Annotated in this window: 16 protein-coding genes; 13 read left to right on the forward strand and 3 right to left on the reverse strand. The window is 43.3% G+C overall.

Annotated elements, in window-relative coordinates:
* The 7 genes from C7Y69_RS21605 to C7Y69_RS14860 all read left to right on the forward strand — a co-directional run.
* The coding region (locus C7Y69_RS21605) for a phosphoesterase (RefSeq protein WP_185864181.1) at positions 1-1,474 on the forward strand (1,474 nt) is incomplete at its 5' end.
* A gap of 66 nt (positions 1,475-1,540) precedes the next feature.
* Positions 1,541-2,029 (forward strand): helix-turn-helix transcriptional regulator, encoded by a 489-nt coding sequence (locus C7Y69_RS14835; protein ID WP_071978196.1) that lies wholly within the window; start codon positions 1,541-1,543, stop codon positions 2,027-2,029.
* Positions 2,030-2,181: 152 nt separating this feature from the next.
* Positions 2,182-3,363, forward strand: coding sequence for a hypothetical protein (locus C7Y69_RS14840; RefSeq protein WP_126873233.1), 1,182 nt, complete (start codon positions 2,182-2,184; stop codon positions 3,361-3,363).
* On the forward strand, positions 3,360-4,409 hold the full coding sequence (locus C7Y69_RS14845; RefSeq protein ID WP_126873234.1) for a hypothetical protein: 1,050 nt from the start codon (positions 3,360-3,362) through the stop codon (positions 4,407-4,409). The genes C7Y69_RS14840 and C7Y69_RS14845 overlap by 4 nt, the downstream gene beginning before the upstream one ends.
* A complete protein-coding gene (locus tag C7Y69_RS14850; RefSeq protein WP_126873235.1) occupies positions 4,406-7,474 on the forward strand; it encodes an efflux RND transporter permease subunit in 3,069 nt (1,022 codons plus the stop codon). The genes C7Y69_RS14845 and C7Y69_RS14850 overlap by 4 nt, the downstream gene beginning before the upstream one ends.
* Positions 7,467-7,769, forward strand: a complete 303-nt coding sequence (locus tag C7Y69_RS14855) for a DUF3240 family protein (protein ID WP_126873236.1) — start codon at positions 7,467-7,469, stop codon at positions 7,767-7,769. The genes C7Y69_RS14850 and C7Y69_RS14855 overlap by 8 nt, the downstream gene beginning before the upstream one ends.
* Positions 7,770-8,063: 294 nt before the next feature.
* The gene (locus tag C7Y69_RS14860) at positions 8,064-8,948 is read left to right on the forward strand and encodes an acyl-CoA thioesterase (RefSeq protein ID WP_126873237.1); all 885 of its coding nucleotides are present in this window, start codon (positions 8,064-8,066) and stop codon (positions 8,946-8,948) included.
* 5 nt (positions 8,949-8,953) lie between these two features.
* Here the strand turns inward: C7Y69_RS14860 and C7Y69_RS14865 are convergent, their stop codons facing one another.
* A complete protein-coding gene (locus C7Y69_RS14865) occupies positions 8,954-10,753 on the reverse strand; it encodes an amidohydrolase (protein ID WP_126873238.1) in 1,800 nt (599 codons plus the stop codon).
* Positions 10,754-11,091: 338 nt separating this feature from the next.
* On the opposite strand from C7Y69_RS14865, the gene C7Y69_RS14870 reads away from it, so the two are divergent.
* Positions 11,092-11,637: a heme NO-binding domain-containing protein gene (locus C7Y69_RS14870; RefSeq protein WP_126873239.1), complete on the forward strand. Its 546-nt coding sequence runs from the start codon at positions 11,092-11,094 to the stop codon at positions 11,635-11,637.
* Between the two features lie 8 nt (positions 11,638-11,645).
* A complete protein-coding gene (locus tag C7Y69_RS14875; protein ID WP_126873240.1) occupies positions 11,646-12,899 on the forward strand; it encodes a sensor histidine kinase in 1,254 nt (417 codons plus the stop codon).
* 61 nt (positions 12,900-12,960) lie between these two features.
* Here the strand turns inward: C7Y69_RS14875 and C7Y69_RS14880 are convergent, their stop codons facing one another.
* Positions 12,961-13,584, reverse strand: a complete 624-nt coding sequence (locus tag C7Y69_RS14880; protein WP_126873241.1) for an HD domain-containing protein — start codon at positions 13,582-13,584, stop codon at positions 12,961-12,963.
* A gap of 11 nt (positions 13,585-13,595) precedes the next feature.
* Positions 13,596-14,720, reverse strand: a complete 1,125-nt coding sequence (locus tag C7Y69_RS14885; protein WP_260563524.1) for a TauD/TfdA family dioxygenase — start codon at positions 14,718-14,720, stop codon at positions 13,596-13,598.
* Between the two features lie 98 nt (positions 14,721-14,818).
* Between C7Y69_RS14885 and C7Y69_RS14890 the strand changes: the two genes are divergently transcribed.
* From C7Y69_RS14890 to C7Y69_RS14905, 4 genes are all read left to right on the forward strand, one after another.
* Positions 14,819-15,721 carry a LysR substrate-binding domain-containing protein gene (locus C7Y69_RS14890; RefSeq protein ID WP_100970672.1) on the forward strand — a complete coding sequence of 301 codons (903 nt, stop codon included), beginning with the start codon at positions 14,819-14,821 and terminating at the stop codon, positions 15,719-15,721.
* A 1,204-nt stretch (positions 15,722-16,925) separates the two neighbouring features.
* The gene (hpaI, locus tag C7Y69_RS14895) at positions 16,926-17,738 is read left to right on the forward strand and encodes a 4-hydroxy-2-oxoheptanedioate aldolase (RefSeq protein WP_040514557.1); all 813 of its coding nucleotides are present in this window, start codon (positions 16,926-16,928) and stop codon (positions 17,736-17,738) included.
* Between the two features lie 61 nt (positions 17,739-17,799).
* Positions 17,800-18,738, forward strand: a complete 939-nt coding sequence (locus C7Y69_RS14900) for a ketopantoate reductase family protein (RefSeq protein ID WP_126873242.1) — start codon at positions 17,800-17,802, stop codon at positions 18,736-18,738.
* Between the two features lie 3 nt (positions 18,739-18,741).
* On the forward strand, positions 18,742-19,575 hold the full coding sequence (locus C7Y69_RS14905; RefSeq protein WP_126873243.1) for a prephenate dehydratase: 834 nt from the start codon (positions 18,742-18,744) through the stop codon (positions 19,573-19,575).
* The last annotated feature ends 412 nt before the right edge of the window (positions 19,576-19,987 follow it).

The following is a 19,987-nucleotide window of genomic DNA, read 5'->3' on the forward strand; positions in this document are numbered from 1 at the left end:
GGGAAAATCCCTAGAACCCCTAAAACGAACGCCAGATGAGACCAAGTTACCTTACTACCTGAACAGTTTTAGTAAAGGTTTACCTCATAACGAGTGGGGAGTAGTGGATGAAAAGGCTTACGAGATACTATTAACGGCACTCAAAGAAGGTAACAGTACTGCTTTTGAAAATGTGCCTATGGGCGTGAAAAACGGGTTTGGGCTTCGTAATCCACTCGCGGCCTACGCAAGTGTTCACGAAGGGGACGCCCCAGACACTTTCACAATACCGTCAGCTCCCGAGTTTGATAGCGCATGGCAAGCCTCAGAAGCCGTTGAGGTTATGTGGAAGGCGTTACTTCGAGATGTACCTTTTGCTGACTACGCAAGTAATTCACTAGTTAAAGATGCCACAAAAGACTTACAGCAGCTGTCTGAGTTTCGCGGCCCCACATCAAACAACTCGCATATAAAGGGCAAGATAAGCTCGCAAACATTGTTTAGGGGTGTAGGCCCTGGCGAAACTGTTGGGCCTTATATTTCACAATTTTTATTGAAGCCTATTCCTTACGGCGCTACTACTATTCCTCAACGCTATAAGGTGCCCAAGCTTGGTAACGATCATCTCACAAATTACAACGAGTGGCTTCGTATACAAAACGGCGGTAAGCCCTCTGGTATCACTACAGCATTATATGAAGCCGAAAGTCTCTATTTATATAGCGGTAGAGCGTTGGGCGAATACGTATTGCACGATTTTGTGAACATGGCCTACCTCAACGCAGCCCTTATTATTGGTTCGTTTGGTGATGAAGCATTTGCTAAATCAGATCCTTATAGTAAAACCAAGTCTCAAGCTCGTGCGCCGCTATTTGGTGTTAATCATGCCATTGATCTTTTATCTCGTGTATCAATGCCGTCACAGCAAGTAGCGTGGTACCAAAAGTGGCTAGTACACAGGCGTGCACGACCTGAAGTATATTTCGGGCGTGTTCACAACCATTTAGCAGACAATGGCATTGCATACCCGATACATGAAGAAATGCTGAACTCCAAAGCGCTTGATAAAGCTCTGAAAGAAAATGGCACCTATTTATTGCCGCAAGCCTCGCCCAAGGGCGCGCCGCTTCACCCTACTTACCCAGCTGCCCACGCCGTTATGGCTGGCGCCGCTGTCACAATGCTGAAAGCGTTCTTTAATGGTGATTTTGTTATTCCCGACCCAGTAATGACAAGTGCTGATGGAAAGCGATTATTGCCTTATAAGGGTGAATCACTCACCATAGAGGGTGAGCTTAATAAACTCGCCAGTAATATTTCATTGGGCCGTAATTTCGCTGGTGTGCATTATCGCTCTGATGGAGACTATGGCTTAGTGCTAGGTGAGGAGTATGCCATCAGTGCACTAAGAGAAATAGCACACCAATATAGAGAAGAGTTTGGAGGTTTCACCTTTAGGCGGTTTAATGGAACTACCGTGGAAATAAGTCAATGAGGCGAGCCGCAGCGGTAATCAACTGGTTTAATTTTCATACATATAGCCGAATGTGACGACCAACCGATGAAAGACAAAATACTCTCTATTACTTTAATTTGTATTATTGTGCTTAAAATTGCAGATTTAAATGCAGATGTTGCCGACGAAGCTAGCCTCACCCACCTGATTCAAGAATCCATTTTGATTTTGATTTCATCCGGGCTGTTCATTTTTCTTATTTTTGATATTCGCCAACGATCAAACAACGCAAAAGAATTAAAAGCAGAGCTTGCCGCTTCGTCAGAAAGAGAGCAGAAAGTAACCGCGGAACTGCATCAATCGAAACAGCAGTTTTCAAAAGCGATTGAAGCACAGTTTAATGTTTGGGGCTTAACGCCGAGTGAGAAAGAAGTGGCAATGTTTTTATTGCGAGGCTTAACGCTATCAGAAATTGCAGAAATGCGGAGTACTTCAGAAAAGACTATACGCCACCATGCTTCTGCAATTTATCGCAAAGCAGATTGCAAAGGCAGGCATGAGCTAGCGGCTCTTTTTTTCGAAAACTTGATTTAAATCATAATTTTATATCGTTTATAGGCGGTTTGCCCTAGGTTATTAGGTGCTATGCCCAATATCTTTTCTACCTTGTTTACCGTATTGTCATTGTAGTTTGTGAATATGAATGCACCCGAAATATATTTTGTGTATTTCTACAACGAGAACTTATGACTCACTACCCAACATACCTCATTTTTTCAGTTCTACTGTTAGCAAGTAGCCAAGGTATCGCGAAAACGTTACCCGATATCTACGACGGTGCACGCACGCGACTTATCCAACTCTATCAAAACAACCCTGCTCATATAGAGCGTGAAGCAAAAGCGGTAAATCACTGGCTGCAAGGGCCGGCTTCGCTACAAATTATTGCGCTACCAAGTAACACCAGCAATGGCGAAGACGAGTATGAAGTTGGTGTATTTTTACCCTTTAGGCCTCCGAAAGGCCGGGAACTTGACGAGCAGCAATCTAAATTAACTCAGCGGTTTATTAAGGCACGGGAAAAACGATTTTCATTGTTAGCAAGCGGCCTACTGAGAGAGTCGCTATGGCGGCGAGTTATGGCCCAAACTGAACTTGAGGGGTTACAGGAAAAGCAGAAGTGGATTGATTCGCTAGACGTCACCATACAAAAGCAGTCTCAAAGTGGTGAACTCGACCGCGCTACACTACTGCGCTGGGAGCAAGAGAAGTTGTCTCATCAACTCACACTATCTCAAGCGAAGATTGCTCTAAACAATGCAAAACAACGCTACAGAGAAATTGCGGGAACTCAGGACCTACCTGATTCGCCACAAGAAACGGTGATACCGAACATTGATAACGCAATTCAAACACACCCAGAGCTCACGTTACTTTTATTAAGTCAGCAACAGTTAAATTTGAACTATGACTTTGCCGACCAGTCGCTTGCACCATGGACGTTGGGCATTATTGCCCGACAGCTTAAAGGGCCCGCTGGCAACAATAATTTACTTGGCGTAAGTGTGAATATTCCGCTAACTGGAAGTGATACTACCTCGGTTAACGATTACGCCCTTTGGCGAGACGCTAGCAATGCATTAAATGGTTCACTGGCTACAACGTATGCACGCATACAGCAGCAACTCAGCGAAACCACAGCCACCTATGAATATACAAAGGAGGCTGAAAAAGTGCTGTCGAAACAAGTGACACTCGGTGAAGAGATTGCAGCCTTATATTTAAAGCAGGCTGATAGCTTGCCCAAAGTAGTTTGGCTAGAACAGTTGCTTTCACAGCAGGATACTATTTTAGCATTAGAAAAAATGAAAGTACGTCGCGCAGAAGCTGCGTCTAAACTTAATCAGATTGCAGGAGTTGCACTGTGAACTACGCCATTTTTCGTCATGTACTGGTTTTATTTTCAATGGTGTTAGCTTGTGATGTGCATGCAAGCAACTCAGTATCACTGGGTGAGCTTGGTAAGTTATCGCTTACTTACACTCCAATCAATGCAGTGAGTACGATGGAAAAGCCAGCTTCCACTGGCATAGTAAAAGTACTGCCCGGTTCACCTCTTCAAATAATATCGCCCATGGACCCACAAAAAATAGAGTATTTAGTGGCACATGGCGAAAACGTAAAACAAAACCAACGCATTGCAATGTTAAGCGGCAGCGAAGTCCATCATTTTCGCGACAATCTAGCGGCTAAAACAGCACTGCTCGAAATGACAAAATCGCGTTTTGATAAAAACCGCGAGCTTGCGTCAGTGAATGCAATTTCACAAGACAAGTGGCTTAACATTGCGCAGCAATATTATGACGCTCAACTTACATGGGGGCACCTGAATCATTTCGCGGAAATGTTTGAGCCTCATTCAGACGAGGATATGGGTTATCTATTGGCGCCATCAAAAGGTATATTTATGCTTCCTGAACAACCATCTACTGATATAAAAACCCAGGCTACAGAAACCCAGTTAGGTGCCATTGTCAACCCAAACTCTATTCGTCTTACCACGCTTGTGAAGGAGTCTGAAAAAGAATTTGTAGAGGCCATTCACACTGACTCATGCAGTGTTGAAATTGAAAAGATAGAAAAAATTAGCCACCGCTTTTTTGTGCGTGTATGGTCGGCGCCACTGCCTGAAGGCTGTGCATTGCAACTTGGCGCACAAGTTAATGTGCGGGTACAGCTGTCGGTATCTGCTCATTCTGTTCCAGCGGCCAGCGTCTTTTATTTACATGGTCAAGCATCGATATTTGTTCGCCACGATGACACGCTCAAAGCGGTGCCCATCACTCTTATCGGAAACACAGATAACGATAGCGCGGTTTTCACGGCACCGGATTTGACAAATAACGATGAAGTACTTACGTCCTCAATAAGCGCGGTTCAGGGAATTTTACTGGGCCTTGGGGGTATTGAATGATAGGCCGCATTGTTCAGTTTGCCCTTGTTCAACGACTTTTCATCTTATGTATTTTTTTAGCGTTGATATTTTTTGGCTATCGCGCTTGGCAAACGCTGCCGGTAGATGCCTTTCCAGATATATCGCCGACCCAAGTAAAGGTGATCATGAAAGCCGACGGCATGACCGCCGAGGAAATGGAAGCGCAAATTACTCAACCTATTGAAGTTGAGTTGTTAGGTATACCTCATCAAACCATTCTGCGCTCGACAACAAAATACGCCATTACTTCTATCACTTTAGATTTTGAAGAAGGTACGGATATTTATTGGGCTAGACAGCAAGTGAACGCCAGGCTAGCCGCCGTTAGCTCAATATTGCCCAGCATTGCTGAAGGCGGCATTGCGCCAATGAGCACGCCGCTATCTGAAATGTTTATGTTTACCATTGAAAACCCTTCATTATCTCTACAAGAACGCAAATCGATCCTCGACTGGGAGATAAGACCAGCACTTCGCACCGTTGCGGGTGTGGCCGATGTAAACGTATTGGGTGGTTACACCAAAACATTTCAGTTTGCCCCCGACATTGCCAAATTAAACGCTTTTGAATTTAACATTGACCAACTGTCGGGTGCACTTCAGCAAGCCAATGTCAATGGCAGTGTAGGACGAATAAAGGCAGGTGTAGATTCACTGGTAATACGCACCGAAGGCCGTGCTACGTCTATCGACACACTGGGTAACATTATTGTAGGCAACTATCAAAATGAACCTATAGCCCTTAAGCAATTGGGTGCCATTTCACTTGGCAGTTTAACCCGTTACGGTGGTGTAACACGCGATGGAAAAGAAACCACGCAGGCCCTCATTGTTGCCTTAAAAGACAGCAATACCGCAGAGGTTGTCAGCGATGTTATGACAAAGTTAGAGGCCATTGAACAAACCTTACCCGCGGGCACAACCCTTGACGTTTTTTACAATCGCAAAACCCTGATTGATACCGCGGTAGGCACCATTACTAGTGCGCTTGGGCAGGCGGTAATTATCGTTGTATTAGTGTTAGGACTATTTTTAGGTAACGTACGCGCTTCATTTGTTGTGGCGCTCGTTATACCTGTAGTGGTGCTACTTACGTTTTTGGCCATGAAAGTAACTGGTTTAACCGCAAACTTAATGAGTTTAGGTGGGCTGGTTATTGCAATAGGCATGTTGGTCGACGGCGCCGTAGTGGTAGTAGAAAACACCGTATCTCAACTTGGTAAGGCACAACATTTACCCCGGTTACATCTTATTTATAGAGCAACACGGGCAGTTGCCGTGCCGGTGATAGCGGGCACGGCAATAGTTATTGTTGTATTTGTGCCTTTGCTCACCCTTACCGGCTTAGAGGGAAAGCTCTTCTCTCCAGTGGCAATGACCATTGTGTATGCCATGGTGGCATCGGTAATAACCGCGTTAACGTTTATTCCTGTTGTTGCGTCTTTTGTGCTTACCAACAAAGACGGCACTACCCCAGGTTACTTAACTAAACTTCAAGCACTTTATCGCCATTCACTGAGTATACTGTTAACCCACAGTAAATTACTGGTAGCCGCTGTGCTATGCCTTTTGCTATTCAGTGGCGTATTATTCGGCCATTTAGGTAAAACCTTTATGCCTGTTATGGACGAAGGCGACATTATTGTGCAATTAGAAAAATCGCCCACTATTTCATTGGCCTCTTCGCTAGCATTAGATAAGCAGGTAGAGCTTGCTTTGCTGTCTGAATTTCCTGAGATAAAGCATATTGTTGCTAGAACAGGATCTGACGAATTAGGGTTAGATCCAATGGGGCTTAATGAAACCGATATATTTTTGCAGCTATCACCGCCCGACACATGGCGTTTTAAAAATAAGGGCGAACTGGAAACAGCTATTCGCGATGCTCTTGCGCACTTTCCAGGTATGAATATTGGGTTTACCCAGCCTATACAAATGCGCGTGTCAGAAATGCTTACCGGGACAACAGGTACTCTGGCAATTAAAATTTTCGGTAGCGACTTTACGCAGTTATCAGCCATAGCCAACGACATTGCTGACGTAGTTCGCAACCAAGACGGCGCAGTAGATGTAAACGCCACGCTAATTGAAGGCGGTGACTTTCTTAGCGTAGTTCCTAAACCGGGAATTGCACTAGACTATGGCATGAGCACATCCTCACTGTCGCAATACTTGAAAATGCAAGTTTCGGGGCTTCACGTGGGAGACGTCATTAAAGGGCGCGTGAGAACACCCATATATTTTGGCGATCTTAACCGTGGCGAAGCTTTATTTACTTCGCCAGTACAATTAAAAGACCTGATGATCTTAATGCCAAACAATGAGATGCTGCCTCTATCCACCCTTGCAGATATCAAGCGTACCCAAGGCCCGGCCATTATAGAGCGCGAAAAAGCACTTCGCTTTTCGGTAGTGACATCGAATGTTGAAGGCCGCGACTTGGTAGGGTTTGTTGACTCAGTGCGCAATGCGGTAGCTAGCACCATCAATTTGCCCGCAGGTTACTCAGTAGAATATGGTGGCGAATTTGAAAATCAAATACGGGCCAGTAAAAACCTGATGACTGTTATTCCCATCGTAATAGTCATCATTATCCTTATTCTATTTACCATATTTGGAAGGTGGTCACTAGCGTTGCTTATTCTGGGTAACGTGCCGTTTGCTTTGATGGGCGGTGTATTTGGATTGTTTGTGACCGGTGAATACCTTTCGGTACCCGCCTCAGTTGGGTTTATTGCACTTTTAGGTGTAGCCGTACTCAATGGCGTAGTTATGATTTCTTATTATGAGGATCTTAAAGGTAAAGCCATGCCGCTTTATGAATTAGTAAAAAGTGGCGCGGTAGCGAGATTGCGGCCTATTTTGATGACGGCAACAACGGCGATGTTTGGCCTGCTTCCACTTGCATTCGCCAGTGGCCCGGGCGCTGAAATACAAAGACCTTTGGCTATTGTAGTAATTGGCGGATTAATTACCTCTACGTTTATAACGCTGTATTTATTGCCCATTGGCTACTATTACTGGGAGCGAAGGAAACATGCCTGAAATGGTTAACCTTACTGTTTATGTTGAACAAAAGCGCAAAGAGGATGTAATAGATTGCCTATTACCACTTACCTGTATTTCCGGCTTTTCGATATCGCCATGCTTTGGTTACAGTCGTGACAATGCAAAATTGGACCTTGCTGAACAAGTAGCTGGCGGGCGGCAGCTTTGGAAGCTTGATATTCTGCATAGCGGTAAAGACACCAATGCTATTATTAGCGCACTGCAAAGTGTTAACACACATAACCCTATGCGTTATGTGTTATCGCCTGTTCTTTCACATGGGCATATATAACCCTCTTTTAACCCGCATAAAAACTGATACCGCAATTGCCAGACGCTGGGAATGTAAGGGGCTATCGATTTTTGCTGAACACCTAAGCTCAATAGCTTCTGATTAACTTATAGTTGAGTAATCAAATTTATGATGGGAATTCCTCAAAAATAGCCACAAATAAAAGGCGTTTCACTTTATAGTTAATAAGGTATTTAGGTGCAGATTGGCGCTGACGCATGATGTTTATTAGGTGAATACAAGTCGTGGGTTGTGCCATCAATCGCTGTGAATAGCTCGCGATAAAGGAACAATATGAAGGAATTGCCGGCAACGTATTGGTTAACCGAACTGCTAGATGTAAAAGCATTAGATGTTAGTGCATCGGAAAATGATGAGTTTTTAGGGCATAGGTTGCCATCATCTACCGGTCGCGTTTTTGGCGGCCAAGTATTAGCGCAGGCACTGATGGCTGCATCGAAAACCGTGTCCGTCGACAAGCTTGTGCACTCTTGCCATAACTACTTTATCCGTCCGGGTGACTGCGATCACGATATAACGTACAAAGTACATCGCGACCTAGACGGCCGCAATTTCAGCAACCGCAGAGTAGTTGCCCTGCAAAACAACAAGCCAATTTTCAATTTAATCGCCTCGTTTCAAGGCAAAAGCGACGGATATCAGCATCAAATTGAAATGCCAGATGATGTTCCTCCACCCGATAGTCTGCTTAACGAAAATGCATTGGCAGATAAGCACAAAGGCTCGTTACCCGAGCACGTTTATTCTATGCTTAGCCGGTATCGCTCTATTGAGGTGAGGCCCATTAACGAAGAAGCCCACTTTTTACGAAGCGATAAAAAACTGAGTCAGGCCACCTGGTTTAAAGCAAAAGAAACGCTGCCAAATACCGCCGCGCTGCATAGGGCAATATTGGCTTACGCTACCGACTTAACATTACTAAGTACAAGTGGCCGTCCACACGGCATGTTGTGGATGGATGAAAATGTAGCCACTGCCAGCATAGACCATACCGTATGGTTCCACGCTAATGACATTAAAACCGACCAGTGGTTATTGTATTTGATGGATACGCCTTGGTCGGGCAATGGTCGTGGTCTTAACCGAGGAAGCATTTTCACACAATCGGGTGAGTTGGTCGCATCGGTAGCGCAAGAAGGCTTGATTCGTATCAAGTAATATTTTTACTTGCCTTCTCGCGTGTAAACCACCTGCCCATTTACAATAGTCATCACTACATCCGCTGAGAGAATATCAGCCTCATCTACCGTCATAATGTCGCGGTTAAACACGGTAAAGTCGGCATACTTGCCCACTTCTACCGAGCCGCGCAGATGCTCTTGAAACGCGCCGTAAGCAGGCCAAATGGTAAGCATTTTAAGCGCAGTTTCTCGTGAAACTGCTAACTCGGGGTGCCAGCCTTCACCTGATGTTCCGTCGAGTCTTTTACGGGCAACTGCTGCGTAAAACTCTATACGTGGGTCGCCTACTTCTACCGGCGCATCTGAACCCGCAATAATTTTTAGCCCTTTATCTACTAAGCTCTTCCAAGGATAGGCATAAGCTAACCGCTCGTCTCCCAAGCGCTCTCTAGCAAAGTTTAAGTCGCCTATGCCGTGGCTAGGTTGCATTGAAGGCAATACGTTTAGCTCAACGAATCGCTGCTGATCGTCAGGTGTAATAACCTGAGCATGTTCCATACGCCACCGCAAATCTTGGTTTTCCCACTGCAACTTTGGTACAGAGGAGTATGCGTTTTCATACCAGTTAAGCAGTGAACGAACCGCCCTATCTCCAATAACGTGGGTTTGAATTTGAACCCCCTCTTCCAACGCCTCTTCCAAAATAGGCACCAATGCTTGTTGGGTTATTCTATTCATAAAGCCGTTGTGCGCAGCGTCGGAATAGTTCTCGATTAACGCTGCGCCACGCGACCCTAGTGTACCGTCTATAAACACTTTAATTCCGCGTACATCCAACATGTCGTCATCTGTTTTTTCACGCCCGCGCTTAAAGCGCTGCTGCGCTTCCTGAACCGGAATAGCCGCATAAATTCGATGCAGCATTTCGCCTTCTTCATGCAATTGCTGCATTAAATCTACAAGTCTGTACGACATACCGGCATCGTGCGTTTGTGTCCAGCCCATCGACACATTAACCTGCATGCCTTTGAGTAAATTGTCTTTCAGATACTCATCGGTTTCTTGAGGAATAATGTTGCGAAACACATTCATAGCGTTGGCGAGCACGTAGCCCGTTAGCTCACCCGTTGCATCTCGCTCAAATTTACCGCCTTCAGGATCGGGGGTATTTCGGTTTACGCCTGCTAGCTGCAGTGCTTTGCTGTTTACTAGTGCCGATACACCATCGGCACGGGGCATGAAAAGCGGCTTATTTTTCGTAAAAGCATCTACATCTTGCTTGGTTAAAAAGCGTTGTCCATCAGTCCATTCCCGCTCTATCCAGCCGCGGCCTAATACCCAATTGTTTTCGGGTATGCTGCTTGCCCAATTTTCTATTTCTTGTACGGTTTGCTTTAACGTAGGTAGCCCGAAAAGACTTAAGGTTTTGGTACGTTTACCTACACCCTCTAGGTGTTGATGCCCATCAGTAAAGCCTGCAAAAACTGTATTGCCAGCCATATCAATAATCTTGGCTTTGCCGCACATATACTTTTTGGCTGCTTCGTTTGCGCCTACGAACACTATTTTACCGTCTAGGCTAGCCATCGCCTCAGCGGTCCACTGCTCATCGTTGGCGGTATATATGGTGGTGTTATGCAGTACTAAATCTGCTTTTTCGCATGCAGAACCAGAAGTACTGCTTGAGATACTGTTAGAATTATAAGCACCCTGAATTTTCGTGGTGGAAGTGTTTTCAGCGGCACTACACGTAATAAGGCTACTTATAGCTATACCGACTGCAGAAACGAGAATTCTACGAACACGAAAAGCCTGATGATTAAAATAATTTTTTGTATGCATGGTCTTTCCTTTGATGGTGCGCTGGGTGCTTCTTTTGGTGTTAATAGACCTATCGTCTCTTTCAATAACCTACACGCTAGTGAAGTAGGCGCGTCTTATTGTCAATAATCCGCACAAACTCTATGCAAATACTCATGTAATTTATAACAACACTGTTTTGGCATGGTGACAATAAGTTCTTTTATTTCGTATTTTTCTCTCTGTATAAGTTAGTGAGAGCCGGAAGAAAATCGTTGTACATTTGCACCACCTTAAATAAAACAATCTCGACTTTTGAATTACATTCTTTTTTTTGGCGCTGTGCTATGTTTTATAAAGTTTAAGTGGGGAGTATTTTTATGTACGGCATGGTAAACAAGTTTATTTCAACTACGGTAATAAACCGTTATGGCGAGCAGGCGTGGAACGAGATCAAACAGTCGCTCGACGACTATGAGTCCTCTTTTATTGAAATGCAGCCTTACAGCGATGACGTAACTTTTGGGCTTGTGGGAGCCTCCATAACTTACTTGGGTGTCGATTTAGCCACTTTTTTACGTCAAATGGGAGAAGACTGGGTAAAAGAAACCTCTCAAGGCAGTTACCATTCTATGTATTCTCTGGTATCGGGGGGAGCATTTGAATTCCTATCAAACCTGAACAATATGCACCAAGTCATTTCTGCACAACTTAAAGAACTGGTCCCACCTTCTTTTTTATGCGAAAAAAACGATGACGGAAGTATTACCATTCACTATTATTCTAGTAGAGAGGGCTTGGAGCCCTTTGTTGAAGGTTTGCTAATAGGCGTGTGTAATTACTTTGAAGAGCCTGCTGCAGTTACCCAGGTTAAAACAAAAGATGAAGACACTCCATTTAGTACGTTCCGCATTAATTTCGTGTAGGAAGAGTTTTGCAAATTCAAACATTCCAATTTGAGCTAGACCAACAGCTTAATATTAAGAGCTTCTCTCCGGCGTTTGCAAAAATATGCAGTCAACTTTGCGAGAACATGCCGCTGCTAGAAGCTTTTACACTGCTTACGCCCAAAATTCCCGTAAGCAAGCAATTCCTTACCATGTTTAACGGTCAATTAGTCACTATTTGCCCGTCCGGCAATACCGACTTTGTGTTTGGAGGAGCGCTTTACCAAATTCCTACCGGGTATTACTTTATAGGCTACCCACAGCTTACTGAAATGGGTAAGCTGGCAGAAATGGGATTGTCGCTCACTGATTTTGTTAATCACGATCCCATTAATTTCTACATCGGTACACTTCAGCTAAAAGAAAGCATGTACGAGGATGTCAGGAAACTAAATAAAGACCTTAAGGCCAGTGCAGAGCACCTTGAATCTTTAGTAGACCAACGCACTAAAGAGTTGCTTCAATCGGAAAAAATGGCCTCTATTGGTACCCTTGCTGCTGGTGTAGCCCATGAAATTAATAACCCCATTGGTTTTTTACTCAGCAACTTGTCTAGCCTCGATGCCTACATGCAAAGCATCATTCCGCTAGTAACCGCATTGTCAAAACTATCACCTGAAGATAAAAATCAGATAGAAAATTTAACGCAATCCAGTATTAATTGGGATGATTTAGCGTTTATGTCAGAAGACATTCCGCCGCTTATTCATGAAAGTGTTGATGGTGCTAGGCGAGTAAGCAAAACCGTATCAGGGTTGCGCAGCTTTGCTCATCCTTCAGATTCAACACAAGATAGAATGTCTGTTCAATCTGCCATTAACTTAGCTATTTCTTTGGTTAATAACGAGTTGAAACATAATGCTGCCTTATATTATGAACCCGGTGACGATTGCTATGTAAATGGTAACTTAACAGAGCTAAGTCAGGTATTTGTAAATCTACTCGTCAACGCCGTGCAGGCCATTGAAGAAAACGGTGTGATTGATATTGATATAGAAGAAACGAATAACACTGTACAGGTAAGAGTTAGAGACAACGGCTGCGGAATTCCCGCTAAAAATATCGACAAACTGTTTCAACCGTTTTTCACAACAAAAGAAATTGGCGCAGGTACAGGGCTTGGTTTAGCCATAAGTCACGGCATTATTGAAAGCCATAACGGTGAAATAACCATTGACAGTGAGGTAGGTAAAGGCACTTGCTTTATCATCACGCTACCTGCTGCTGATACCCATGATTAGAGCCCGTTATTAACGCGTTTAATCACGGGCTCTACTGAATTTTTAAGGGGCTGCAGTTAAACTAAGCGCTGCTTTTTCCAGACATTGCTATATCTACCGCGCTTTTCCCCATGGTTTGATTGCCCACGTACCGTGGGTCGAACGCGGGGCGAGTAAAAATGCGGCGCACGAGTGGCTCGAAGTGAGACAGGGGCTTAGTAGGATAATCAGGGTCGAATGATGCCTGATCCCATTTCTCACAAAAATCTACGCACGACTGATACCAAGGGTGGTCTTTTAAATATTCACGCTCGTTAGGATCGCCGCCAAGATGGTGGGCGTAATAGAAATTTTGAAACAAGCCGTGCTGATTAATCACCCATGTCACTTCGGGGCGCACGTAGGGACGTAAAATAGCCGCTGCAAATTGTGCATGATTATGAGGTGCTAAATCGTCGCCCAAATCATGAACTAGCGCAGCCACTATCATTTCATCATCAGCACCATCTTCTTCAGCCCGAGTGGCCGATTGCAACGAATGCTCCAGACGCGACACCTGATAACCAGAGAGCGTATTTTCTAACTGCTGCAGGGCATTTAAGATCCTATCGGGCAGGCCTTTAGCAAAGTCATCTTCGTGCTTGTTCAGAAATAGATACTCTTCTTTGGTACCCTCTTTCATTTGTTTAAAAGATACGGTTTCCATATAACCTCCTATTACTGACCACTCATTTTTTGCTTCAACAATTTATAACGACCTTTTGGTGCATCGTAATCGATGTAAGCACCGTGCAAGTGTCTCAATCCTTTATTCGGATCGAAACCTGTTCTACCGTGTAACACGCGGGTATTGTGAAACATCTGCAGCTGACCTGGCTGTAAGCAGAACTTCCATTCAAACTCTGGCGAGCTTAATAGTTGCCCTAAACGTTTTCGCGCATTGTGAAAGGTAATAAGATCGTCATTGTTCAGCAAAGGCAAATTATCTAAACGCGGGCTATAGGCAATGCCGGTTACTTTTCCGGTAGCGTCCGACTCAATAATGGTGCGTCGCTCCACTAAATCGACTTCGCTATCGAAATGACGAAAGCGAACCGGCACTTCACTTAACATTTTGTAGCCCTCGGGCTGCTCTTTCTTTAGTTGCTCTAAAACAGACAAACTATCAACCAGCGTAGATAAGCCTTCGCCCGCTTGGTTTTGTAGGCAATGCAATAGCTGAATACCCGGCATTGGGTCGCGATAAGGGTTATCGGTGTGCGGCCCAAGTGGCACCGAGCGATAGGCTAAGTCGCTTGAATTAGGGCGTGAATATACTTCAAAAGATTTACCAAAATTGGTTTCTCTTACGTGGCCAAAAATCTCCGCAACCTCAATAGTGGCATCAAGATTTTGGGGTACGTTATCAACTATTATTACTCCGTAGGTAAGAAACTTTTCAATACCTGCAATAAGCCCTTTATCTGAATGCAGCGAATGATAATCCACATGAAAAACAGACTTATCGATATCACTTTTCCAAGGACGTGGGGCTGGAGCGCCATCAAGGTGGTCAAAATCGGCATTAAATTCGCTGAGATCATACTCACCGCTGTAACCGTCGCTAAAAGTTAAGCTAGCGCGTAGTTCACTTTTCTTTTCCACCCGCGTAAGCGCTAAATCTGTATCGAGTTGATGCGGATCGAACAGGCGATGCTTAGTTGTCTTATCCACGTTTTCAGTATCCTGACAACGCTCCCTTAGCCACAGCGCGGGTAATGAAATTTCTTTGCCATCGATGGAGGCCAGAACGCGAACTTGCTGCTCATCTATGTGGTAATTGAGTGTTTGCACCTGTTGCACTTTTGATTTTTCCTCTGTGAAATGTCAGGCTGCGAGTATCAAGCAATTCGCTTTAGCACAACAGTAGCTAAGGCTTATGGAAAACATGCAAATTCATTATGAAGCAGCGCAACGAGTCACCAACACTACACAGCCTTATTGCCTTTGACGCCACTGTTAAACATGGCTCTATGACACTTGCAGCCGAAGAACTAGGCATAAGCCAACCGCTTGTATCACAAAGAATTAGAGCGTTAGAAGAGGTATTGGGCGGTGTACTGATAAACCGGGAAAACAAGCCAACCACACCTACTATGGCAGGCACAAAGTACCATAATGAAATAGAACGCTCTCTGGCGACCATCTTGCGGGCAACAGATAGTGCAAAACATGATTTCAACGATTTCAGAACCAAGATATCTATAAGTGCTTATTTTGGATTCGCTTTTCATTGGTTAATGCCAAGATTGCAGCGTTTACAGCAAGCCTTTCCCGACTATTTATTTGAAATACAGCCGACAAATAGCTTATCTGATTTAATAGCTTCCCAAGCCGACATTGTTTTTCACTATTCAAGCTTAGCGGGTAAGTATGAATATGAGCATATGATGATTGAGGAAGAGGTGTTTCCGGTGTGCTCACCCGACCTTGCCAGAAAACTAGGTTTAGAGCCTGGCCAAGCGCTTAACAATTTAAGTGACTTTCCTTTGCTACATAAGGATGTTGATGATCCGCGCTGGCCAAACTGGAAAAGCTGGTCGAAGGGCGTGGGCATTAAACCTTCAAATAATCCTATTGGGTTTCGCTATAACAATTTTCCATTAATTGTTGAAGCCGCTGTAGCTGGGCAAGGATTATGTCTTGGCTGGAAAGGTTTAATTACCTCATTCATTGAAGAAGGAAAGCTTGTTCCACTCGGCCCAAGCTTAACATCGCCAGGCCGTGGCTATACCATTTGTTCTAACTACCATTCTACCTTCGCCATAGGCAACGTGATTAAGTGGCTGGTGAACGAAGTTTAGGTAGTGGCAGTTGAAAAGTGAAAACGATGATTTGTTTGAACTAAACAGAAGAAATGGCGCACCTGGCGCGATTCGAACGCGCGACCTTCGGCTTCGGAGAATATAGCCTCGACGTGGCATAGAAAGGTATAAATTGGTGTTGTGCTGTATCCCTCGTATTTACTACGTTTTATAAACTACCAAGTGGTTGAACGATTAGCAACTATTAATCTACATTTACTTTGGACACGGATTTGGCCACTGAATTGGCACAAAAAAAGTGGGTGGAATTCACCTGGTTTTCTAGTCTTGTGCTGATATTTTAGGTTAATTTAACCTGAGATATTGCCCAATATGACAAGACGTTGGGTGAAATTAACCTACTTTAAGCATCTTAAAATGTCAATGTGTACGTGTAAAACTAAATTGAATATTATAATTGTCGCAGCATCTAGAACCGCATTGATTTGATAACTCACACTAGAGGTTAGAATGTTTAGTCAACTTTTTAATTTGCACAACGAGGATGCGTGTAATTAAACTAGCTGGTTAGTTAAACGTTTTATTCGACAGGTTTCGGTAAATATTGATTGCGCAATCAGTTACCCTGAAATGACAGCACATCTTAGGTAGTGGCGCTGGAACATAATGCTCCCGCTGCCTGAACACGCTTTCCATCTAAACCAGTTCCCACTGCCTACTTCGCGTAGGAATATGCACATTGTTTTTTAAGAATCTGATTAAATATTGATTTAAGGTAAAGTCAAAGAATGCCTGATAGCTGACATAAGGCTCTGTTGATTTTCAGGGTTGTTTGTTGACCGGAAAGTGCTCAGTCTAGTTGCAATGACTTTCAAAACAAGCATAGGTATTAATCACGCGAACAAACATGAGATTCGTGTCGATTAAAAGCGCTAAAAGAGATCGGATGCAAATTATCATATCTTTTAAACTAAAATGATCATTTGATGAAAGTATCAGGGAAACTCGCAAAATAATTCATTATATCCTTGGATGATGCATCTATTGCGTTAGCTTTTGTTTAACTTGAAATTTCCCCATCCAACCATAACGCACTGAAATACAGGTACACAAATAACATTGTTCTTTACCCCAATGGTCTGGCACAACTCGTGCATAGCTTCTAGCTTAAAGTCATTACAGCGGCTCGCCTGATGCTAATGTTAAGTAAAATTCAAAGAAACTGTTTTAATCAAATTAAGGAATGTCCGTGCCAGCACCTATCAATGATTTCAAATTAGCTATAAAGGGAAAGCAAGCACAAATAGGATTATGGCTTGGACTAGCAAACGCCTACACTGCTGAACTGCTTGCAGGTGCAAATTTTGACTGGCTTCTTATTGATGCTGAGCATTCTCCCAATGATTTAAGAAGCATCCTTGAACAACTGCAAGCAGTCGCTCCATACCCTGTTACTCCAATTGTTAGACCTCCATGGCCTGATTCAGTCAGAATAAAACAAATACTTGATTTAGGCGTGCAAACCATACTAGCACCTATGGTTGACACAGTTTCACAAGCACAGCAAGTAGTAGCCGCCACACGATATCCGCCAGAGGGGATACGTGGGGTAGGGAGCCCTCTTGCTCGCGCTTCCCAATTTAACAGGACAAAGGACTATTTGGAGACGGCGAATCAGGAAATTTGTGTTCTACTTCAAATCGAAACAATGACGGGTGTTAATAATTTAGATGATATTTTACAAGTAGAAGGTGTAGACGGCATTTTTATTGGCCCAGCTGACTTAAGCGCATCTATGGGACACATAAAAAATCCTGGGCATCCAGAAGTACAGCAGGTAATCGAAAATTGTATTGCTCGTATTGTTGCTTCTGGCAAAGCCGCAGGAATACTTACCGGTGATAAAGAGTTGGCAAAACATTACATTAAATGCGGCGCAGTATTTGTAGGTGTGGGCACTGATACAGGCTTATTGCTAGAATCATCAGCAAGACTAGCCGAGGTTTTTAAACCGTCGTTAGTAAAACCAAAATCCGAAGGGCTATCAATTTACTGAAGAAAAATATAATCGGAATTCAAATGAAAGCAGCTGATTTAGTATGGATTGACTTAAGTACATGAACATTTTGATAATAGGTTGTGGGGCGATTGGTGGATATTATGCGAGCCGGTTAATCCAATGCTGTAAGTCAGTAACTGTCACCGCTAGGGGACACCATTTAAAGGCAATTCAAAAAAGTGGACTTAAAGTTACACATGAAGGAAAAAAGAGCATTAGCGCAGTAACTGCTCTAGCCCACGCAAGCTTAAAGACTCAGTATCGAAGTGATCAGTTTGATGTCGTCTTAATTTGTTTAAAAGTGAATCAACTCTCGTCTGTATTGATGGAGCTTAGGGAGTGGTTAGAGCCATCTACCTGTCCTATATTGTCATTGCAAAATGGGGTTGATAGCGAAGCATTTTTAGCTAACGCTTTCGGTGCTAAAAGAATTTGGGGTGGCATGGCCATAAAAATTGGTGGTGAAGTTGTTAAACCGGGTGAAGTAGTTTCTACTGGCATTGCAAAAATCACCTACGGCCCATGGCCAAAACTCGACAAGCATCAATTGATGCCAACTAAGCTGACTATTTTTGCTAAATATCTAGCACTCGCCAATATTCCTTTTGAACTCACATCCGACATACAATCGGAATTGTGGAAGAAACTTGTCATTAATAACGGCGTCAATCCGTTGTCGGCAATTACCGGTTTAGATACGTTTGAGCTGACTCACAATCCATATTATGCGACTGTTGTACTTAGCGCGATGCAAGAAACTGCAGTTGCTGCGCTTAATGATGGCGTAATAATTAGCCAGCAAGATATAGAAAATTTATTTGAGCTTATAAAAAATTTCGCGCCAATTAAAACCTCTATGCTGATAGACAAAGAACAAGGTCGGCCAATTGAATTGGATGCAATTGTTGGTAGCGTGCTTGAAAGGTCAAAAAAACAAGGTGTGCCGGCTCCTCAAAATCAACAGTTTTGGCAAAGCCTTACTGAATTTGCAAGGTAGAATATGTTAAAAATTGTCACACTAGGTCCCGCTGGAACATTTTCAGAACTGGCTACACATAAATTTATCAAACAGCGATCTGAGTCTTGTAATATTTGTTTTCTACCTTCAATTAAAAGTGTCTTGCATGAGATAGGTCACTCAAGTGATATTGGCATTTTACCTATCGAGAACTTTTCTGAGGGTTTTATCGCGGTTGTTTTAGACGAGTTGGCAGCCTTAGACTTGTGTATAATTGACGAAATTCTTTTACCCATAAAGTTTTCATTTGTTGCAAATTCGGCGAATATTAACGAAATAGAGCAGCTATTTGTGCAGTTTGTTGCAAAAGGTCAATGTGTCGACTTTATTAGTGGTCTTGATAATGTCAATATCCAACTAACTGAAAGTAACATTGAGTCTTTACAAGAATGTTTAGCTGGTAATGCTAAAGTGGGTGCAATAGTGCCTTCAGGCTCATTTAATTCTGAACAGTTTGCACTGACTATTGACTGTGTAAATGACTACGAGAATAACCAAACGCGGTTCTTGGTTTTAAGTCGCAATAATATTCATCCCATCTCAAACGATGCCAACAAAACGAGTATCATTGTACTAGACGATGACGATCACCCAGGTTTGTTAGGTGAAGTTCTTCAATCTTTTTCTGCACGGAAAATAAACCTAAGCTCTATTATATCTCGGCCCACACGGAAATCATTCGGGAAATACCATTTCTTTATTGAACTAGAGGGTAGTCAAAACGATCCTTTGGTGGCTTTAGCTTTGCAAGAGATAAGTCAACGAAATAAAGTTAAGGTGCTTGGTGCATATAAAAAGGCAACACTTCAAAGTTGATTGTTATGCCACGAAAAATTGCTAACTTTCTGTATTATTATTTTTTTCGGATACAACCAAAATGAGAAGGTTTTTGTCATAAATGGCATCAAAAAATAGGTCATAGCAACGATAACAACCGCCGTAACAGCGAAGGTTCTAATAAGTAAAGGTAGGTCTGCAAGTAAAGGTCCAAATAGCCAAAAAATAAGCGTGACTGCAGGATAAAGTGCCAACCAACTAACTACCGTCATTTTAAATCGAGCATGGAGCGACTTTTTTAAAAAGAAAAAAAGAATGGAAAGTGTGTTGGCCGTCCTAGTTATAAGAAAAAAGGAAAGTGTATTGATTCGTTTTATGTCGGAGGTGATCAAGTTAAGGTCGAAGCAACCAGGAATGCCGGTTATCCATTGACCATCGTGAAAAAGGAAAT

Origin of the sequence: Alteromonas sp. KS69 (assembly GCF_003989595.1) — a bacterium.
Classification (GTDB): domain Bacteria; phylum Pseudomonadota; class Gammaproteobacteria; order Enterobacterales; family Alteromonadaceae; genus Alteromonas; species Alteromonas naphthalenivorans.

Excerpts from the sequence above, each read along its gene's own strand:
- C7Y69_RS14890 (WP_100970672.1), top strand. The coding sequence starts at position 14,819 with ATGAAGCAGCGCAACGAGTCACCAACACTACACAGCCTTATTGCCTTT.
- C7Y69_RS14870 (WP_126873239.1), top strand. The coding sequence starts at position 11,092 with ATGTACGGCATGGTAAACAAGTTTATTTCAACTACGGTAATAAACCGT.
- C7Y69_RS14905 (WP_126873243.1), top strand. The coding sequence starts at position 18,742 with ATGTTAAAAATTGTCACACTAGGTCCCGCTGGAACATTTTCAGAACTG.
- C7Y69_RS14860 (WP_126873237.1), top strand. The coding sequence starts at position 8,064 with ATGAAGGAATTGCCGGCAACGTATTGGTTAACCGAACTGCTAGATGTA.
- hpaI (WP_040514557.1), top strand. The coding sequence starts at position 16,926 with ATGTCCGTGCCAGCACCTATCAATGATTTCAAATTAGCTATAAAGGGA.
- C7Y69_RS14835 (WP_071978196.1), top strand. The coding sequence starts at position 1,541 with ATGAAAGACAAAATACTCTCTATTACTTTAATTTGTATTATTGTGCTT.
- C7Y69_RS14865 (WP_126873238.1), bottom strand. The coding sequence starts at position 10,753 with ATGCATACAAAAAATTATTTTAATCATCAGGCTTTTCGTGTTCGTAGA.
- C7Y69_RS14900 (WP_126873242.1), top strand. The coding sequence starts at position 17,800 with ATGAACATTTTGATAATAGGTTGTGGGGCGATTGGTGGATATTATGCG.
- C7Y69_RS14880 (WP_126873241.1), bottom strand. The coding sequence starts at position 13,584 with ATGGAAACCGTATCTTTTAAACAAATGAAAGAGGGTACCAAAGAAGAG.
- C7Y69_RS14855 (WP_126873236.1), top strand. The coding sequence starts at position 7,467 with ATGCCTGAAATGGTTAACCTTACTGTTTATGTTGAACAAAAGCGCAAA.
- C7Y69_RS14850 (WP_126873235.1), top strand. The coding sequence starts at position 4,406 with ATGATAGGCCGCATTGTTCAGTTTGCCCTTGTTCAACGACTTTTCATC.
- C7Y69_RS14840 (WP_126873233.1), top strand. The coding sequence starts at position 2,182 with ATGACTCACTACCCAACATACCTCATTTTTTCAGTTCTACTGTTAGCA.